Below are 17,862 nucleotides of genomic sequence, written 5' to 3'. Positions count from 1 at the left end.
AATGACCAACGACTCGGGGCGGGAACGGATCATCGACGTGGCCACCCGGCTCTTCGCGGAGCTCGGGTACGACGCTACGTCGACCCGGTTGATCGCCGAGGCGGCGGGGCTCAACATCGCCACCGTCTCGTACCACGTGGGCGGCAAGCGCGATCTGTACCTGGCGGTGATGGAACGGGCCGCGAACACCGAGAGCGCCGCTTTGGAGGCGGCGTTCGGGGAGTTCACGCCCGATGCCGAGGGGGTCTACCGGGTCCTTGATCGCTATCTGGACTTCTGCGTCGAGCACCCCGAGGTCCCCGCGCTGTGGATGCACCGGTGGCTGTCGGACGCGGCGGACGTGGCTCACCTGGAGAACCAGTACGTGCGGCCGATGCTCGACATGGCCGGGAAGGCCGTCCGCGAGCTGGTCGGGCCCGAGGTGGACATCGAGTACGTGGTCATGACGGTCATATGGTGCACGCACGGCTTCGGGCGCGGCGGTGTGCTGGACGAGCACGGGCAGCGCGTCGGCATCGACGACCCCAAGGAGCTCGCGCGGTTCCGCCTGCATCTGCGGCGGGTCGTCGGCGGCCTGCTGGGGCTCGACCGATGAACGGACTCCCGGAGGCCGGGCGGCCGGTCGACGAACTGCTCGGCGAGTTGGCGCGGCTGCGGGAGGACGACCTGCCCGTACGGGGCGGGAACGTGACCGCGTATGTCTACGACACCGGGCGTCCGGAGGTGCACGAGGCCGCGGCGCGGGCGCACCTGGAGATGCTCGAGGTCAACTGCCTGGATCCGACGGCGTTCCCCAGCATCGTGGCGTTGGAGCGGCAGCTCGTGGACGCCGTGGCGGAACGGCTGGGCGGCGGCACCTCTTCGGGGATCTTCACCAGCGGAGGGACCGAGTCGATCATGCTGGCGGTGAAGGCGGCCCGGGATGCGCGGGCCGTTGACCGGCCGCAGGTCGTCGCCCCTTCCACGGCTCATCCCGCGTTCGCCAAGGCCGTTCACTACCTGGGCATGGAGCTCGTTTCGGTGGCCGTCGACCCGGTCACCTTCAGGGTCTCGCCCGAGGCGATCACGGCCGCGCTGACGCCGAACACCGTGCTGGTCGTGGTGTCGGCGCCCTCGTACGCGCACGGGGTCATCGATCCGGTCGCGGAGGTGGCGGCGATCGCGGCCGAGGCGGGCGTGCCGTGTCACGTGGACGCTTGCGTCGGCGGATGGGTGCTGCCCTGGCTGCGCGAGAACGGCCGGGACGTGCCGCCGTTCGATCTGTCGGTGGACGGGGTCACGTCGATCTCATGCGACCTCCACAAGTACGGCTACGCGCCCAAGGGCGCCTCGGTGGTGCTGTTCGCGGACGAGGCGATGCGGCGCCGGGCCTACTTCGCCGCCGCCGGATGGCCGGGCTACCCGGTGATCAACACGACCGTGCAGAGCAGCCGCAGCGGTGGCCCGCTGGGCGCGGCCTGGGCGACGTTCCAGGCGCTGGGCGCGGACGGCTATCGCAGCCTGGCCGCGGAGGCGATGCGTTCCGCCGAACGGCTGATCGCGGGCGTCGCGGAGATTCCGGGGCTGCGCGTGCTGGGGTCGCCGGAGGCACCGCTGGTGGCGGTGACGTCCGACGATCCGGAGCTGAGCGTCTTCGCGCTCGCCGACGAGGCCCGTTCCCGCGGCTGGTTCTTCCAGGTCCAGCTGTCGCACGGGCACAGCCCGCCGAACCTGCACTTCACGCTGACCGGCGTGAGCGCGGGCCGGGTCGAGGCGATGCTGGCGACGTTGAACGAGTCGGCCAAGGCGGCGCGCGAGGCCGGGCCGCCCGACGTTCCGGCCGAACTGACCGAGGCACTGGAGTCGCTCGACCTGGATGCCATCGACGACGCCGGGTTCGCCGGGCTGCTCGCGGCGGTCGGCGTGGAGCTGGGCGGCGCCGAGCCGGAGATGGCCATGGTGAACGCGATCATGGACGGGCTGCCGGTGGAGACGCGGGAGGCGCTGCTCGTCCGCTTCCTGTCGGTCCTGTACTCAGGCCGCCTCTGAACCACTCGGCTCAGGCCGCCTCCGAGCTCTCGCACAGGTCGTCGTCGGCGCGGGCCTCCCCGGTCAGGTTCGGGATGCCCGCCGACTTCAGGCCCGTGAAGCCCGAGCCGAGGACCACGTCCACGCGCCCCTTCGACGAGGGCGAGGACGAGACGGTGCGGACCTTGGCGCCGGGGATCAGGGCGGCGAGGGCCTTGGCCTGCGCGGCGTCCGACGCGGCGGCGCGGATCTCGGTGGTCGCGGACGGGCGGGTGAGGTTGCCCGGCTTGCCGACCGTGTAGCCGCGGTCCTTGAGGAAGGACGCCACCGTCGCGGCCTGCCCCTCGACACCGGAGGCGTTGAAGATCCGCACCTTGGTACGGGCGGGCGGGCTCGCCGGCGTCGCCGGCGCGGCCTCGATCTTCCGGTCGTCGCGGACCGCGTCCAGGAACCGCGAGGCGGCGGGCTGGGCGAGTTGCATGCGGTTGTGGTTCGGCGGATACAGCTCGTCCGGAACGGTCACGAAGCGGATCTTGCCGGTGGTCAGCCCGCGCATGCTCTGGGCGATCTTGAGCATGCCGGTGAGCCTGAGATCGCTGGTGAGCGACGACAGCGAGGACGTGAGCAGGGCGTTCAGACGGCCCGGGTCGGCGAGCAGCCCGGCGTTCATGCCTTTCTTGGCGAGCGAGGCCAGAAAGCGCTGCTGCCGCTTGATCCGCTGGGTGTCGGAGCCGTCCCGGAAGCCGTGCCGCGCCCGGACGTAGGCGAGCGCCTCCTTGCCCTGAACGTTGTGCGGCCCCTTGGCCAGGCGCAGGCCGGAACGCGGGTCGTTCACGTCGTACGGCAGGCAGACCGGGACGCCGCCCACCGCCTTGGTGATCTTCTCGAAGCCGACGAAGTCGACCTGGACGAAATGGTCGATCTTGATGCGGGTCAGCTTCTCCAGGGTGGAGATCGTGCAGGCGGGGCCCCCGCGGCCGATGGCCTCGTTCAGCATCGCCAGGGAGGACGGCTGGGTGCGGGTGCCGTCCTCGCGCTTGCAGGAGGGGATCGGCACCATCAGGTCGCGCGCGAAGCTGATGCCGACCGCCTGGCCGCCGCCCGGCGACAGGTGCAGCAGGATCATCGTGTCCGACGCCGGGGCCTTGTTCCGCAGACCGCGCCCGAACTGGGCGTTCGCGCCCTGACGGGAGTCGGAGCCCATCATCAGGATGTTCTGCGCCCCGTTCAGCTTCGCTGGGCGGCCGCCCTCGATCAACCGGTCGGGGTCGAGGTGATGGATGCTGCTCTCCAGCTTCCAGTAGTAGCCGTACGCGGACAGGCTCATCACCACCGCGAGCGCCGCCGCCACGACGGCCAGCAGGCGCGGCCTGCTCATCGCCCTCAGCACGTTCATCGGGCCACCGCGATAGCCCGGCGGAGACGGTCACGCTGGCGGGCGAGCGCGGGCGGCGGCGCGTGCTCGAGCTCGGCGCCGAGCTCCCGGAGCAGCTTGGTGAGATCCATGCCCATGTCTCGCCACTCGCCACGTTCCGGGTTCACGCGAACGCCCGGTCACCTCTCGCGGACGCGCGGCGTCAACCAAGACGTGCAACCAGAAACTCACTCCCTCCCGTCCCAGACCAGTGAGAGATCCGCCAGAACCCGCCCCGGAGCGGCGCTGGCGGTGCTGCTGTCGGCGCTGTTCATGGCCCAGTACGACTTCTTCGTGGTGAACGTGGCGGCGCCCTCGATCGGCCACGATCTGCACGCCGGGCCCGTCGCCCTGGAACTGGTCGTCGGCGGCTACGGGTTCGCCTACGCCGCCGGGATGATCACCGGCGGGCGGCTCGGCGACCTGTTCGGCCATCGCCGGATCTTCGTCGTCGGGATGGCCGCCTTCACAACCGCCTCCCTCCTCTGCGGCATGGCGCCCACTCCCGGCACGCTGGTGGCGGCACGGCTGCTGCAAGGGCTGACCGGGGCGCTGATGGTCCCGCAGGTGCTCGCCGTGGTCACCGCCGCGTTTCCTGAGGAAGGTCGCGCCCGCGCGCTGGGCTGGTACGGGGTGGCCGCCGGTCTCGGCTCCATCGCCGGTCAGGTGCTCGGCGGGCTGCTGCTGCAGGCCGACGTCTTCGGCTTGGGCTGGCGGGTCATCTTCCTGGTCAACCTGCCGGTCGGCGTGCCCGCCGCGATCCTGGCCTGGCGCCTCCTCCCTCGTACGGGCGGAGACGCAGCCAAGCTCGACCCGCTCGGCGCCGCAGGAGTCGCACTGGCCCTCGGTCTCCTGCTGGCTCCCCTCACACTCGGCCAGCAGGAGGGATGGCCTGTGTGGACATGGATCTCGATGGCGTCCGCGATCCCCATGGCCGCGCTGACTCTCTGGTGGCAGCGAACGCTCACGGCCCGGGGCGGCCGGCCCGTCCTGGACCTGTCGCTGTTCCGGGTTCCGTCGTACGTGGCGGGCGTTGTGGCGATCGCCGCGTTCATGGCCTACTTCGTGGGCTTCATGTTCACCCTGGCGCTCCTGTTGCAGGCGGGCCTCGGCCTCACCGCGTTCCAGGCCGGACTCGCGTTCGCCCCGATGGGAGTGCTCTACTCGGCGACGTCGCTGGGCGGCTCCAAGCTGGCCGCACGCCACGGAACGCTCGTTCCGCTCGCGGGCTGTGCCCTGTCCGGGGCAGGCCTGATCGTCCTGGCGGCACGTCTCCTCACCGCCTCCGCCGACCCCGGGCTCCCCTGCGTCATGACCGGGATGGTCCTGGTCGGCGCGGGCAACGGCCTGATCCTCCCCCAGCTCATCCGGCTAGCCCTCACACGCGTGAACGCCGAACGCGCCGGAGTGGGTTCGGCGGTCCTGACCACCGCACAGCAGTTCGCCGGTGCAGCCGGAGTGGCGGTCAGCGGCGCGGTCTTCTTCGCCGTGCTCGACACAGGCTCGACGGCGACGGCTCACGGGCGGGCGATGGGCTGGGTGTCCGTTCTCTTCCTCGTCCTCGTCGCCCTCACCACCGCCCTGGTCGCGTTCAACGCCCGACTCGCGGCCCGCATTGCCGATCTCGGCCAGTCCGGAGGCGGTCGCTGATCTGGTCGCACGCCGTGGGTCGTGGTCCTCTTTTGGGCGGTTCCGGCGAAGAGCCGAGCCGGCGATGCGAGACGAGGTGCGCCGTGAAGAGACTCGTGATGCTTCTGGTCGCATTGATGATGGTCGCGGGTGCCGTCCGGCCGGTGTCGGCGGCCCAGCGCGCTCCGGCCCTGGACCCGGTGGCCACCTGGAACGGGCTGGCCTTGGACGCGGTCCGGGTGGCCCGTGCGAGCGACTCCGACGCCGCCCGCTCGTACGCGATGGTGAACGCCGCCATCTACGACGCGGTGAACGGGATCGCGGCACGGCACGGCGGCCGGCATCGCGCGTACCTGCTGAAGTCGCCCGAAGGCGCCCCGCCACAGGGCGACGAGCAGGCCGCGGCGGTGTCCGCGGCGCACGCGGTGCTGAGCCTGCTCTACCCGGACGGCGCCGCCCGCTTCGACCAGCAGCTGGCCGCCGACCTGGCCAAGCTGGGGAACGGCCCGCGCGTCACCGCGGGCCGCGCGTGGGGCCGGACCGTCGGCGACGACGTCTTCGACGCCCGGGCGGCGGACGGGTCCCGCCCCGTCGAGACCCAGCCCGCCGGATCCGGGCCCGGGGTGTTCCCCCTGGCGTGGCCGGGCGCCCAGTACCGCAACATGACCCCGTTCGCGGTCGCGGACACGGGCCGCTACGTCGGGTCCGGGCCGCCCGCGCTGACCAGCCTCGACTACGCGGGGGCCGTCGCCGAGATCAAGCTGGTGGGCGACGCCAGGATCGACGACCCGGCCAAGCTCGCGCAGTTCCAGTACTGGTCGCTGGCCGCGGGAACCGACCAGCCGCCGGGTGAATGGGTGAAGATCGCACTGGAGGTGAGCGCTCGGCGCTCGCTCCCCGACAGGTCCCGGTTGCTGGCGCTGCTGGGCGTGGCGCTCTCCGATGTGTCCATTTCGACCGCCCGCGCCAAGTTCGTCTACCGGCATTGGCGGCCGGAGACGGCGATCCAGCAGGCCGACACCGACGGTAACCCCTACACCGACAAGGACGCGGGCTGGAAGGCGCGCGCGGGCAGCCCGGGAGGCACGCCCGAGTACGTGTCCGGGCACAGCTCGTTCAGCGGGGCCGGATCGGCGGTGCTCGCCGGGTTCTTCTGCGCCGATCGCGTCGCGTTCACGCACGTGACCGACTCGGCGCCGATCGATCCCGCCACGGGCCTCCCGATGCGGCGGAGCTACTCGAGCTTCTCGCAGGCGGCGGCGGACGCCGGGCGGTCCCGGGTCGTCGGCGGGGTTCATTTCGAGTTCAGCAACCAGGCCGGCCTGACCATGGGACGCGACCTGGCGGCCGAGGTGCTGGCCAAGAAGCTGCTCTACATGACCGGCCCCACCCACCACGGCGAGTGCCCTCTTTGATCAGGCAGAAAGGTGAGCCGCCAACTGCTCGTCGATCAGGGATTCCAGATCGGGCCATCCGACGTTGGGCCGGTCCCCGCGGAGCAGTACGAGCCCGTGCATGGCCGCCCATAGGCACAGGGTGGTCGATGAGGGAACGGCGGCTCCGACCGAGGGCAGGCACTCCCGTACGGCGTCGTCGAGGACCTTGAGGGCGGGCATGCCTCGCTGCGGCGCGGGCCCGCCCGGCTCGCGGCGCGGCAGGGCGGGCGAGCTGAAGAGCAGGCGGTAAAGGCCGGGGCGGCGTTCGGCGAACGAGCAGTAGGCCAGGCAGACCGCGCGGACCCGGGCCCGAGGCGCAGCAGCGCCCGGCGCGTCACCCGAGGCTGCGGCCGATGCAGCACCCGAGGCTGCGGCCGACAGCTCCGCTGCCAGCTCGGCGAAGCGCTCCTCGAACAGCGCGCCCAACAGCTCGTTCATGTCGGCGAACTGCAGGTAGACGCTCTGCGGCGCTACCCCGGCGGCCCGCGCGACCGCGCGCAGGGACGGCCCGTCGACCTCGGCCGCCTCCTCCAGCAACTCGCCGGCGGCCGCGAGCAGCTCGGCGCGCAGGCGTTCGCCGTGACCTCGTGGATTGCGCGTCCTCATGGTTGACGAACATTAGCAGACGCCTGTCTACTGACAGCTGTAAGCAGACAGGCGTCTACTCACGTCCACTCATCTGGAGCCCCTCATGCCCACCACGGTCGAGCGCGTCGTTCACGCCTGCACGCTGATCGATTTCGACGGGGCGCGGATCCTGACCGACCCCTGGTTCTCCGAACGGCCCGGATACCGGCAGGGCGAGTCGCGTTCCGTGGAGTCGGCGGCCGGCCTGCCCGAGCTGGCCGGGATCGTGATCAGCCACGGTCACTACGACCACTGCGACGTCGCCGCGCTGGCCGCCTACCCGGACAAGGATGTGCCCATGGCCACGGCGCCGGGAGTGGCGGACAGGCTGCGCGCGGCCGGGTTCACGAACGTCACTGAGCTGGCCGACTGGCAGAGCACCGAGCTCGGACCGGTCCGCGTGACGGCGACACCCGCGCGCCACTCGGTGCCCGAGGCCACGTTCATGCTCCAAGAGGGCGGCAGCTCGGTGTTCTTCGGCGCCGACACCCTGCGCGTCCCCGAGCTGGACGAGGTCGCCGCGCGCTTCCCCGAGATCGACCTCGCCCTGCTGCCGATCAACGGCCTCAGCATCCGGCCGATGTTCAACCGCAAGGTCGTGATGGACGCCGAGGACGCCGCCGACCTCACCAGGGCCCTGCGCCCGAGGCTGGCGGTGCCGATCCACTACGCGTTCACCGCCGGGCCGGTACGCGACGCGCTGTTCCTCAAGCTCCAGCGCGACCGGCCCGACCTCTACCGGGACGCGGCCGCCGACGTCGCGCCCGACACCGACGTACGCATCTTGGCCCCGGGCGAAACGCTCGCCCTCTAGGCCCGCTCCAGACCCTCTGAGCGCTAGGCGCGTCCGGGGCGCGGCGGACGGAAACGGCGCGGACGGGGGCGGGGCCGCGGACCCAGGTCCGGGGACGGCGGCAGTTCGTAGGCCTCCTCGAACGTGCCCTGGAAGCCGCCGTCCGACAGGTCCTCGTCGTCGTCCGGCGGATCGAAGTCGTCCTCGTCATCGTCCGAGGACGGCTGGGGAGGGGCGCCGAGCAACCCCGGTGTGAGGGCCTGGCCGGGCGCCGCCATGCCCTCCAGCGCCGCCTCGAAGTGCGCGTCGGTGAGGACCTCGACCCTCGGCGCGTCGCGCAGCCCCGCCAGAACGGCACGGCGGATGAGCTCCTTGATGTAGGACGCGGTGACGCCCGCCGTCCGTTCGACCACCGCGTCCAGGTCGGCGTCCAGGCGCAGGTGCCGGGCGTACAGGCGCAGCAGGGCCCGGCGGCCGTCGGCGTCGGGGCGCGGGATCTCGACGGCCAGGTCCACGCGGCCCGGCCGTTCGATGAGGGCGCGTTCCAGCACCTCGATGCGGTTGGTGGTGAGGAGGAAGACCACGTCGGCGTCCTCGGCGAGCCCGTCCATCGCGTCCAGCAGCGAGAAGAGCAGCGGCGTGCTCTCGTACATCTCGCGGTCCTCGGCGACCAGGTCCACGTCCTCCAGCACGATCACGGCGGGCCGCATCCGCCGGGCGAGCGCGACGGCCGAGTCGAGGAAGCGCATCGCGGCGCCGGTCAGCTGGACGACGGTGTAGCCCTCGAGCCGCCCGATCAGGTAGCGGACGGTGTGGGTCTTGCCGGTGCCGGGCGGGCCGTACAGCAGCACGCCGCGCTTGAGGTGCTGGCCGGCCGCGAGCAGGCCCTCCGCGTGCCGGGCGACGCCGATGACGTGCTCCTCGACGCCGTCCAGGCGCCCGGCGGGCAGGATCACGTCGTCCTTGGTGAGCTGCGGGCGGGGCAGGAACGTGACGAGCTGGTTGTCCATGTGCTCGCTGACGCCGAAGCTGACGAACTGCCCGCGCAGCACGTCGCGCTCCTCCTTGAGCCCGCGGATCTCGTTCCGTACGGCCTTGGCGGTGTCCTGCTCGCGCGCGAAGACCGTGAGGACGACCCGCTTGTTGTAGTCCTCGGTGGTCTGGATCCCGAGCACGACCGGGGTGCCGTCCGGCGCGCTGCTGGGCACCATGCCGAGCTGCACGACCTCCATGGTCTCGTCGGGGCCGACGCCCGTGGTGCCGTAGTCGGCCCGGCCCAGGCGGAACATGCCGTACTCCAGCGCCCGGGTCAGCAGGGCGTCCAGGCTCTCGAAATGGCGGTCGGCGCCCGCGATGCCGAACCACTCGGCGTCCGGCGAATGGGCCGCCAGGTAGGCCTCGACCCCGCGCTGCAGGCTGGCGTGCTCCCAGTCCAGGTAGGTCTCTTCGATCGTCAGCACGTCGGTGTACGAGCAGCCGAGATGTTCCCCGATCCTGGCCACCAGCGGGGACTTCTCGTTGTCGGCGGCCACCTGCTCGCCCGCCGACCTCAGCAGGCGCTGCAGCACTGCGGCCAGAGAACGCGCCGACGCGGGATCCAGCTCATCGTCGGTCTCGGTCACCGTTCACCCCGTTTCGTCCGGCCGCCCGCGATCAGCGTAGGCAGACGCGCCGCCGCCGCGCGAACGTTTTCCGCCGCCACGATGAGCGCATGACGAGCGAGGCCCCCGGACGGAGAATGTCCGGGGGCCTCGCCGCGCGACAGCGGGATCAGGAGACAGCGGGATCAGGAGGTGGCGATGAGCACCGAGCCCTTGTACTTCTGCTCGACGTACTGCTTGACCTCGGGGCCCTGCAGCAGGGTGACCAGCTTCTTCACGCGCGGGTCGTCCTTGTTCTCCGGCAGGGTGACGATGCCGTTGGCGTACGGGTTGCCCTCGGGCTTCTCGGCGGCCAGCGCGTCCTTGGCCGGGTTCAGGCCCGCCTCGATGGCGTAGTTGCCGTTGATGACGGCCAGGTCCACGTCGTCACGCGAGCGCGGCAGCTGCGCGGCCTTCAGCGGCTTGAACTTCAGGCCCTTCGGGTTGGACGCGATGTCCTTCTCGGTGGCGCTGGTCGGCGCGTTCGGCTTGAGGGTGAGCAGGCCGTTGTCGGCGAGCAGCTTCAGCGAACGGCCCTCGTTCGCCGGGTCGTTCGGGACCGCGACGGTGGCGCCCTGCGGCGTCGCCTTCAGGTCGGTGACCTTCTTGGAGTAGACCCCCAGGGGCTCGAGGTGCACCGGCGCCACGAAGCTCAGCTTGGTGCCGGACTTCTTCTCGAACTCCTGCATGAACGGAACGTGCTGGAAGTAGTTGGCCGTCACCTGCTTCTCCTTGAGAGCGGTGTTGGGCTGCACGTAGTCGTCGAAGGTCACGATGTCGAGCTTCAGCCCGGCCTTGGCCGCCAGGTTGTCCTTGACGTACGTGAGGATGTCGCCGTGCGGGACGGGGTTGACGGCGACCTTCAGCGGCGCGTCCTTGTCCTCCGAGGCGTCGGACGAGCCGCAGGCGGTGAGGCCCGCGAGCAGTCCGACGGAGGCCAGCGCGATCGTCATCTTGCGAAGCACGAAGAGTGCCTTTCTCTTGGGTGGGATCTCTCTCAGGAAGGTCTGTGCGCGCTATTTGTGCGCCAGGCGGCGGGACGCGACGTCACCGATCAGCTGCACGATCAGCACGATGAGGGTGAGCAGCACGACGGAGGCGAGCATGACCTTGCCCTCGAAGCGCTCGTAGCCGTAGGTGATGGCGAGCTGGCCGAGGCCGGTGCCGCCGATCGTCCCGGCCATCGCGGTGTAGCCGATGAGGGCGATCACGGTGACGGTCAGGCCGGAGACCAGGCCGGGCCGCGCCTCGCGCAGCAGCACCTTGGTGACGATCTCGCGGCGGGACGCGCCCATCGCCAGGGCCGCCGACACGACGCCGGGGTCGACCTCGCGTACGGCGATCTCGACGAGGCGGGCGTAGAACGGGATCGCGCCGACCGTCAGCGGCACGATCACGGCCGCGTTGCCGATGCTGGTGCCGACCAGCAGCTTGGTGAACGGGATGATCGCGATCATCAGGATGATGAACGGCAGCGAGCGGCCGACGTTCACCACGAACCCGAGCCCCTTGTTGACCGGCGGCACCGGCATCAGGCCGCCGCGTTCGGTGAGGAGCAGCAGCACCCCGACGAGCGTGCCGAGCACGGCGGTGAACGCCGTCGCCACGAGCGTCATGTAGAGGGTGTCGCGGGTGGCGGGCCACAGCAGCGGCCAGACCTCGTGCCACGTCATGACAGCACCTCCGTCTCCGTACGGGCTTCGGCCGCCACTACCCCGGCAGCTCCGTGGACCTCGACGGTGAGCCCGGACTCGCGCAGGTGCGCCAGCTGGGCGGCGTTGATGTCGGGGTCGCCGGGCAGCTCGATGCGCAGCCGGCCGATGCGGGACCCGCCGATCTCCTCGACGGCGCCGCCGAGGATGTTGACGTCGATGGAATAAGTACGCGCGATCGTGGACACGAACGGCTGGTCGGCGCTGTCGTCCTCGAACGTGACGTCCACGACGGTCGTGCCGGGCCGCACGTTCGGCGCCGGGAGCGGGAACAGGCCGCGGGCCAGCTCGGAGCCGGGCCGCAGCAGCAGGTCGCGGACCGGGCCGGACTCGACCAGCCGCCCGTCGCGCATGATGGCCGCCGAGTCGCAGATCCGCTTGACCACGTCCATCTCGTGCGTGATCAGCAGCACGGTGAGGCCGAGGCGCAGCTTCAGGTCGCGAAGCAGTTCGAGGATCGAGGCGGTGGTCTCGGGGTCGAGCGCCGAGGTGGCCTCGTCCGACAGCAGCACCTTGGGGCGCCCGGCGAGCGCGCGGGCGATACCGACGCGCTGCTTCTGGCCGCCCGACAGCTGCGCCGGGTAGGCCTTGGCCTGCTCGGCCAGCCCGACCAGCTCCAGCAGCTCGTCCACCCGCGCGGCGCGCTCGGCCCGGGGCACGCCCATGACCTCCAGCTGGAACGCGATGTTCCCGGCGGCCGTCCGGCTGCTCAGCAGGCCGAAGTGCTGGTGGATCATGCCGATGCCCTGGCGCGCCCTGCGCAGCGCCCCGCCCTTGAGGGAGAGCAGGTCCTGGCCGTCGATGCTCACCCGGCCGGAGTCGGGGCGCTCCAGGAGGTTGACGCAGCGCAGCAGGGTGCTCTTGCCGGCACCGCTGCGCCCGAGGACGCCGAAGACCTCGCCCTCGCGGACCTGGAGGTCGACGCCGTCCACGGCGGTGACCTCGCGCCCGCGGGAGCGATAGGTTTTCCGGAGTTTTTCGATCTGAATCAAAGGAAATCATCCAGGCGTGCGACCGCGCGCGGCGGTGCGGGTGATCAGGACAGGGTGGAGCCGTTGCGGTTCTGCGAGCGCGCTCGGCTCAGGAACGCCCGGGCGGATACGGCGCGTGGCTCAGCAGGTGGAGTTCAAAGCTCATGTGTGAAAGGGGGTCGGAACCGGCTCGCTTCGGGGCGCGAGGCACATACAGGGGCCCTCAGCGGTCACACATTCGACGGCAGCACGTACACCCCATGGCCCGCATGGTCTGCGGGCTGCGCGTCGGGCACGGGCGTACGGCGGTCATGGTCATGAGTAAACCCGTTCGACGCAGATGACGCAAATCGCGAAACCCCCGCCACCAGGGATAAAAGCCCAGGTAGTGACCGATCTCACTCGCGCGTGCCGAGGGCATCGACCGCCCGCGCACGCATCGCGGCGCGCGCCGGAAGCACCGACGCTGCCAGCGCGATCACCGCGCAGGCGGCCACGACCCCGCCCACCGGCGACCACGGCACCGCGACCGAGAAACGCCCCGTGAGCCCGGCCAGCCCAGCGACGACCCCGCCGACGCACAGTGCCGACACCTGGGTGGCGAGCACCACGCCGATCGCCACCACCAGCAGCGCCTCGGCCGCCACGACCCGCAGCACCTGCCGCCGGGTCGCGCCCGCCAGGCGCAGCACGGCCTGGTCCCGTACCCGGGCGGCGGCCGCCATCACCAGCGTGTTGGCGATCGCGATCGCGCAGTAGAGCAGCGCCACGCCGAGCACCACGTACATGCCCAGCCGGCTCTGCCGCCCGCTCGCTGACTTGGCCGCCGCGATCCAGTCGCCGGTGGCGACCACCCGGGCGCCCAGGCCGCCGGTCGCCGCCTCCAGCGCGGCCCGCACGGTGTCACGATCGGTGCCCGGCCGCAGCTTCACGTCCACGAGATCGGCGAGACCGCTCGTCTCCGCGACCGCGTTCCGAGGCGTGACGAAGACGCCGTTGTCGCCCGTGCCCGTTCTCAGGACGGCGACCACCCGCAGCGCGGTCTTCGATCCGTCCGCGCGCCACACCTCGACGCGCTCCCCGACCTTCCGTCGCCACTCCTGCGACACCACGATCGAGTCGTCGGCCAGGCGCGCGGGATCACCCGCCACCACGGGCAGCCGCGCGATCTTCCCGAGGGCCTCGGGCGTGACGCCCTGCGCCGGATACTTGATCACGACCTGGTCCCCTTCCTCCGTCGCGAGGAGGGTGGTCGAGGTGCGGGCCAAGGTGTCCACGCCCGGCACCGCCCTGATCTTGTCGACCACGGCTCGGCTGAGGCCCGGCGTCCCGTCCGGCGCGACGACGAAGTCGCTCCGGTGCTGGTCACGCAGCTCGGCCCGCCTGGCGCCGTCGATGGTGGCGGTCGCGCCGAGCAGCGACGCCGCCAGCCCGACGGTGACCAGGACCGGCGCGGCGGTCGAGGCGGTGCGCCGGGCGGCGGTCAGGGTGCTCTCCCGTACGACCATGGCCCCGGCGCCCCGCAGCGCCGACAGCGGCCAGGTGACCAGCCGCGCCAGCGGCGGAACGATGATCGGGGCCAGCATCGCGAAGCCCGCGATCAGCATCATCGCCACCGGGATGTACTGCTTGCGGCTGGTCGCGCCATCCGGGTCGTTCATCATCCAGAGGCCGGACGCGACGGCACCGACCCCCACCACCCAGCGGCCCGGCGTCATGGACCCGGTCTCCACCGCCGCGTCGCCCAGCGCCTCGGCGGGCCGGATCCGCCCGGCGCGGCGGGAGGCCGTCCGCACACCGAGCAGCGAGACCGCCGGCCCGGTGCCGAATGCCACGAGCAGCGGCCACACGGTCACCGGCACCTCGTACGAAGCGGGCGCCAGGTTCTTGCCGACCAGCCAGTCCCCCAGCAGCGGCGCGCACACCGGGCCGAGCGCGCAGCCGAGCAAGGCCGCGATCACTCCCACGACCAAGGCCTCGGCGAACAGCATCCGGCGCACCTGCCGTGGCGTCGCGCCGAGCGCGCGCAGCAGCGCCAGCTCGCGGCGCCGCTGGGCGACGGCGAGCGCGAACGTGGAGGCCACGACGAACACCGCGACGAACCCGCAGATCCCGCCCGCCGTCCCCAACATGATCTTCGTGCCGTCGAGGGTCGTGTCCGCGTCCGCTCCCATATCCCCTGCCTTGCCGCCCGGACCACGGCTGACGACGGCATCGATCCGGGGTGACAGCCGCGCCGCCTCGGTGTCCGCGAAGAGCAGCGCAGGACGGCTCCCGACCGCCGCGACCACACCCGACACCCGATATACCGACGGCCCTTGCGCGGTCATCACCCGTACCGTCGCCCCCGGCCGCCCGTCCCCCACCGGCACCACGACCTCGCCCTGCCGTACTGGCGGCTTGCCCGCCACCAGCCTGTACGGCGCGAACGGTGCGATCGACCAAGGCCTGCCGATCTCCGCCTCGCTCCTGCCGCCCAAGACCTGGGCGTAGAAGACGCGGTCCCGAACGGCGCCACCGCCCAGCGCGAGAGCCCTGGCCGCGGCCGCCGGGTCCAGTCCTCGCGGTGCCGTCAGCTTGCGCCCCTTCACGTTCGGCACATCGCCCGCCCGCACGACTGTGGGCGCCGCGCCGTACAGTCCCGGCCGCGCCGCCCCCGGCGTGTGGAAGGCCGCCGCCAGAGCGAGCCCCATCGTGGCCACCAGGCCGACGCCGAGGGTGAGCGAGACGAACGACCCGACGAACGCGACCCACCGGGCGCGGACGGTCCACAGCGCGATCCTCAGCACGCCGCCGACTCCGACTCCGACTCCAGCGAGGCCATGCGAGCCGCGACCGACTCGGCGGTCGGCCGCGCCAGATCGCCCGCGAGACGTCCATCGGTCAGGAACACCACGCGATCGGCGTACGCGGCGGCGACCGGATCGTGCGTCACCATCACGATCGTCTGCCCTCGCCGGTCGACCAGGTCGCGCAGCATGGCCAGCACGTCACGCGAACCGCCGGTGTCCAGCGCGCCGGTCGGTTCGTCGGCGAACAGCACGTCCGGGCGGGTGACCAGCGCCCGCGCGATCGCCACCCGCTGCTGCTGCCCGCCCGACAGCCGGCTGGGCCGATGTCTCGCGCGTTCGGCCAGGCCCACGTCCGCGAGCACGGCGCCGACCTCGGCCCGCTTCGGGCGCCGACCGGCCAGGTGCAGCGGCAGCCCGACGTTCTGCTCGGCGGTCAGCGACGGCAGCAGGTTGAACGACTGGAACACGAACCCGATCCGGTCGCGGCGCAGCAACGTCACCTTGGTCTCGCTGAGCCCGGCCAGGTCGACGCCCGCCACGATCACCTGGCCCTCGTCGGGACGGTCGAGCCCGGCCGCGCACTGCAGCAGCGTCGACTTCCCCGACCCCGACGGGCCCATGATGGCCGTGAACGACCCGGCGGCGAACCCCAGCGACACCCCCGCCAGCGCTCTCACCGCGCCGTCTCCGGACCCGAACGTCCTGGAGACCGAAACCAGCCGAATCGTCTGCTCGTCCATGCGGCCAAGACAACCGCCCGCACCCCGCCGCACGCACTGACACTGCCGGGAGTCTTCGAGGTAGAACTGTCTCTACCTCGGCGGTAGAAGCAGCGTGCTGGTCAGCCTCAAGATCCGCTCAGTACGGTTCGTTCCATGCGATCGCGCACGGCCTGGCAGGCGCTCACCACCCGGAGGCTGCTGGTCTCCTCGTGGCCATGGCGTTCGGTCCTCTACCTGGCGGGCGGGGTCGCCTCCGGTGCCGTCGAACTCCTCCTGCTGGTCGTGACGCTGACCGTCGGGATCGCATCATCCGTCCTGCTGGTGGGCATCCCGCTGCTGATCGGGCTGGGCCTGTCCGGCCTTCCCATCGCCGCGCTGGAACGCCGCCGGCTGCGCATCGTCGACCGCGATCCCGCCGAATCCCCGCACCGCGACCCCGACCGTCCCGGCGTCCGGCCCTGGCTGACGACCCGGTACCGCGAGCAGACCACCTGGCGGGAACTGGCGTTCACCCTGCTGAAGGTCACGCTGCTCTGGCCGCTGGAGCTGACCGTGCTCGTCGCCGGGCTGAGCATCCCCGGCGGGCTCCTGACCACGCCGCTCCTCCTGGCGGCCTCCGGCCCCGACCACGAGACGCGCGTGCTGAAGACCTGGATGGTGACCCATGACTGGCAGGCGTGGGCCATGGTCCCGATCGGCCTGGTCGCGCTCGCGGTGAGCCTCTACCTGATGACGCTGGTCGCGGCCGCGCGCGCCTCGCTCGCCAGGGCGCTGCTGGCGGCGCGGCCCGGGTCCGCGCCCGAACTGCACGAGCGGGTGAACGAGCTGACCCGCTCCCGGGTGCGGCTGGTGGACGCGTTCGACGCCGAACGCCGCCGGATCGAACGCGACCTGCACGACGGCGCCCAGCAGCGTCTCGTCGCCCTCACCATGACACTCGGCCTCGCCCGTGCAAGCAGCAAGAGCAGCAACGACAGCGAGACCGCCGCACTCGTCACCAAGGCGCACGAGGAGGCCAAGCTCGCCCTCGGCGAGCTGCGCGAGCTGATCCAGGGCATCCACCCGAAGGTGCTCACCGACCGGGGCCTGGCCGCCGCCGTGGACGAGCTCGCCGACCGCTTCCCCGTTCCGGTCGAGACCCGGATCGAGCTGCCCGGCCGCCTCCCGGATCCCGTCGAGGCCGCGATCTACTTCGCGATCTGCGAGGCCCTCACCAACGTCGCCAAGCACAGCGACGCCGACTGCGCCTGGGTCACCGCCGAACACCGCGAGGGCCGCGTCGCGGTGATCGTCCGCGACGACGGCGTCGGCGGCGCGCGGCCCGGCATCGGAACGGGACTCTCGGGGCTCGCCGACCGCGTCTCCGTCCTGGACGGCACCGTTACCCTGTCAAGCCCGCCCGGCGGGCCCACCCTGCTTCGTCTGGAGATCCCGTGTGCGCAGGCCGTCCCCTCCGCGTAGTGCTCGCCGAGGACGGCGTCCTGCTGCGGGAGGGCCTGGTCGGTCTGATCGCGCGGTTCGGCCACGAGGTCGTGGCGGCGGTCGGCGACGCGGAGGCGCTGAAGGCGGCGGTCGCCGAGCACGCACCCGACCTGGTCGTGACCGACGTACGGATGCCGCCGGGCTTCACCGACGAGGGACTGCGGGCCGCGGTGGAGCTGCGTTCGGCCCGGCCCGAGCTGGCGGTGCTGGTGCTCAGCCAGTACGTGGCGCAGAGCTATGCCGCCGAGCTGTTCGACTCGGTCGGCGGCCGCGGGGCCGGCTACCTGCTGAAGGACCGCATCGGCGACATCGACGACTTCCGCGACGCGCTCGACCAGGTGGCGTCGGGCGGCATGGTCGTCGACCCGGAGGTCGTACGGCGGCTGCTGCGGCGGCGCCGCGACCCGCTGGACAAGCTGACGGGCCGCGAGCTCGAGGTGCTGGCGCTGATGGCCGAGGGGCGCACGAACGCCGCGATCGCCGCCGCCCTCACGGTGACCGAGGCGGCCGTGGCCAAGCACATCGGCAACATCCTCACCAAGCTGGACCTGCCGCGTACCGCCGAGGACCACCGCCGCGTGCTGGCCGTGCTGGCCTACCTGCGGCGGCGGCCCGAGCCGACGGCTCAGGGATAGCC

16 protein-coding genes are annotated in these 17,862 nt (G+C 71.9%); 7 read left to right on the top strand and 9 right to left on the bottom strand.

What is annotated here, in order from left to right:
- Window position 1: 1 nt before the first annotated feature.
- Together J4573_RS32490 and J4573_RS32485 are read left to right on the top strand one after the other, a co-directional pair.
- Entirely contained in the window at window positions 2-595 is a 594-nt protein-coding gene (locus tag J4573_RS32490) for a TetR/AcrR family transcriptional regulator (protein WP_208259743.1), read from the top strand.
- A complete protein-coding gene (locus tag J4573_RS32485) occupies window positions 592-2,028 on the top strand; it encodes a pyridoxal phosphate-dependent decarboxylase family protein (RefSeq protein ID WP_208259742.1) in 1,437 nt (478 codons plus the stop codon). Before J4573_RS32490 ends, J4573_RS32485 begins: the two co-directional genes overlap by 4 nt.
- 10 nt (window positions 2,029-2,038) lie before the next feature.
- Here J4573_RS32485 and J4573_RS32480 read toward each other — a convergent pair whose 3' ends face one another.
- Window positions 2,039-3,403 carry an LCP family protein gene (locus J4573_RS32480; RefSeq protein ID WP_208259741.1) on the bottom strand — a complete coding sequence of 455 codons (1,365 nt, stop codon included), beginning with the start codon at window positions 3,401-3,403 and terminating at the stop codon, window positions 2,039-2,041.
- Window positions 3,400-3,549 carry a hypothetical protein gene (locus J4573_RS32475; protein ID WP_208259740.1) on the bottom strand — a complete coding sequence of 50 codons (150 nt, stop codon included), beginning with the start codon at window positions 3,547-3,549 and terminating at the stop codon, window positions 3,400-3,402. The genes J4573_RS32480 and J4573_RS32475 overlap by 4 nt, the downstream gene beginning before the upstream one ends.
- Window positions 3,550-3,673: 124 nt before the next feature.
- Between J4573_RS32475 and J4573_RS32470 the strand changes: the two genes are divergently transcribed.
- Both J4573_RS32470 and J4573_RS56315 read left to right on the top strand, forming a co-directional pair.
- Complete coding sequence (locus J4573_RS32470; RefSeq protein ID WP_208259739.1) at window positions 3,674-5,071, top strand: MFS transporter; 1,398 nt, start codon at window positions 3,674-3,676, stop codon at window positions 5,069-5,071.
- 83 nt (window positions 5,072-5,154) lie between these two features.
- A complete protein-coding gene (locus J4573_RS56315; RefSeq protein ID WP_208259738.1) occupies window positions 5,155-6,465 on the top strand; it encodes a vanadium-dependent haloperoxidase in 1,311 nt (436 codons plus the stop codon).
- On the opposite strand, the gene J4573_RS32460 is transcribed toward J4573_RS56315, so the two are convergent.
- Window positions 6,466-7,092, bottom strand: coding sequence for a TetR-like C-terminal domain-containing protein (locus tag J4573_RS32460; RefSeq protein ID WP_208259737.1), 627 nt, complete (start codon window positions 7,090-7,092; stop codon window positions 6,466-6,468).
- Window positions 7,093-7,177: 85 nt separating this feature from the next.
- Here J4573_RS32460 and J4573_RS32455 point away from each other — a divergent pair, with 85 nt between their 5' ends.
- Window positions 7,178-7,927, top strand: coding sequence for an MBL fold metallo-hydrolase (locus J4573_RS32455; RefSeq protein ID WP_208259736.1), 750 nt, complete (start codon window positions 7,178-7,180; stop codon window positions 7,925-7,927).
- Window positions 7,928-7,950: 23 nt separating this feature from the next.
- Here the strand turns inward: J4573_RS32455 and J4573_RS56310 are convergent, their stop codons facing one another.
- From J4573_RS56310 to J4573_RS32425, 6 genes are all read right to left on the bottom strand, one after another.
- On the bottom strand, window positions 7,951-9,528 hold the full coding sequence (locus tag J4573_RS56310) for an AAA family ATPase (protein WP_208259735.1): 1,578 nt from the start codon (window positions 9,526-9,528) through the stop codon (window positions 7,951-7,953).
- 164 nt (window positions 9,529-9,692) lie between these two features.
- Complete coding sequence (locus J4573_RS32445; RefSeq protein ID WP_307797071.1) at window positions 9,693-10,511, bottom strand: MetQ/NlpA family ABC transporter substrate-binding protein; 819 nt, start codon at window positions 10,509-10,511, stop codon at window positions 9,693-9,695.
- Window positions 10,512-10,562: 51 nt separating this feature from the next.
- The gene (locus J4573_RS32440) at window positions 10,563-11,219 is read right to left on the bottom strand and encodes a methionine ABC transporter permease (protein WP_208259734.1); all 657 of its coding nucleotides are present in this window, start codon (window positions 11,217-11,219) and stop codon (window positions 10,563-10,565) included.
- Window positions 11,216-12,250, bottom strand: coding sequence for a methionine ABC transporter ATP-binding protein (locus J4573_RS32435; RefSeq protein WP_208259733.1), 1,035 nt, complete (start codon window positions 12,248-12,250; stop codon window positions 11,216-11,218). Before J4573_RS32435 ends, J4573_RS32440 begins: the two co-directional genes overlap by 4 nt.
- A 377-nt stretch (window positions 12,251-12,627) precedes the next feature.
- The gene (locus J4573_RS32430; protein ID WP_208259732.1) at window positions 12,628-15,018 is read right to left on the bottom strand and encodes an FtsX-like permease family protein; all 2,391 of its coding nucleotides are present in this window, start codon (window positions 15,016-15,018) and stop codon (window positions 12,628-12,630) included.
- Entirely contained in the window at window positions 15,012-15,761 is a 750-nt protein-coding gene (locus tag J4573_RS32425; protein WP_208259731.1) for an ABC transporter ATP-binding protein, read from the bottom strand. Before J4573_RS32425 ends, J4573_RS32430 begins: the two co-directional genes overlap by 7 nt.
- 135 nt (window positions 15,762-15,896) lie before the next feature.
- On the opposite strand from J4573_RS32425, the gene J4573_RS32420 reads away from it, so the two are divergent.
- Window positions 15,897-17,204, top strand: a complete 1,308-nt coding sequence (locus tag J4573_RS32420; RefSeq protein ID WP_208259730.1) for a sensor histidine kinase — start codon at window positions 15,897-15,899, stop codon at window positions 17,202-17,204.
- On the top strand, window positions 17,204-17,860 hold the full coding sequence (locus J4573_RS32415; RefSeq protein WP_307797069.1) for a LuxR C-terminal-related transcriptional regulator: 657 nt from the start codon (window positions 17,204-17,206) through the stop codon (window positions 17,858-17,860). Before J4573_RS32420 ends, J4573_RS32415 begins: the two co-directional genes overlap by 1 nt.
- Window positions 17,861-17,862 lie beyond the last annotated feature (2 nt).

Source organism: Actinomadura barringtoniae, assembly GCF_017573505.1.
GTDB classification, from domain to species: Bacteria; Actinomycetota; Actinomycetes; order Streptosporangiales; family Streptosporangiaceae; genus Spirillospora; species Spirillospora barringtoniae.
Note: the sequence above shows the minus strand (reverse complement) of the source record. Positions and strands in the feature narration are given on the sequence as shown.